The sequence below is a fragment of the Psychrobacter sp. 1Y4 genome, from assembly GCF_051847555.1.
Map to the genome: position 1 here is coordinate 1 of NZ_JBPYDE010000770.1, position 624 is coordinate 624.

The 624-nt window shown below is 41.8% G+C and carries 1 protein-coding gene; it reads left to right on the plus strand.

The features are described 5' to 3' along the window. Positions 1–317: 317 nt before the first annotated feature. Positions 318–624, plus strand: a 307-nt coding sequence (locus ACS8FC_RS18795) for a LemA family protein (RefSeq protein ID WP_439297906.1), incomplete at its 3' end; no start/stop codon positions are given.

A 624-nucleotide genomic window follows, 5' to 3' on the forward strand; every position in this document is an offset into this window, starting at 1 on the left:
AATATTTGGCTCAAATGAATGCTTTTAAAACAAAATAGCAGTCGAAAGTTGCGGTTGTGTTTTGGTAACGGTCAATTGTAAAAGCGTCATGATAGCGCCATTATGAGCAGTATATCTTGTAGCTTATAAGATTGAGCAATATGCATGAGTAGTTTTTCATGTTGTATCTGTAGATACAAAAGCTACAAGCGCGTGCCTTTATACAAAATATAGAACGCATATGACCGTTAGATGATGATGAAGGCATAAGCGCAAAAAAATTATTGAAAAACGTGTTACCAGATATTTGTTATTTATCATTATTAGGAGAAACAACGATGACGCGTAAATCTATTATGAAGCCGATGTTGCTAGCAGCACTATTAACGACGTCTACTGTCGGTCTGAGTGGCTGTGGTTATAATAATCTTCAGGCGCAAGACGAGCAAGTAACAGCTTCATGGTCAGAAGTGGTCAACCAATATCAGCGCCGCAGCGATTTGGTGCCAAACTTGGTCAAAGTCGTACAGCAGTATGCTGAACAAGAGCAAGAGGTGTTCACCCAAGTGGCGGAAGCACGTTCACGTGCGGGCGGCATCACTGTGACGCCTGAAGTGCTCAATGACCCAGAAGCAATGGAGCGTT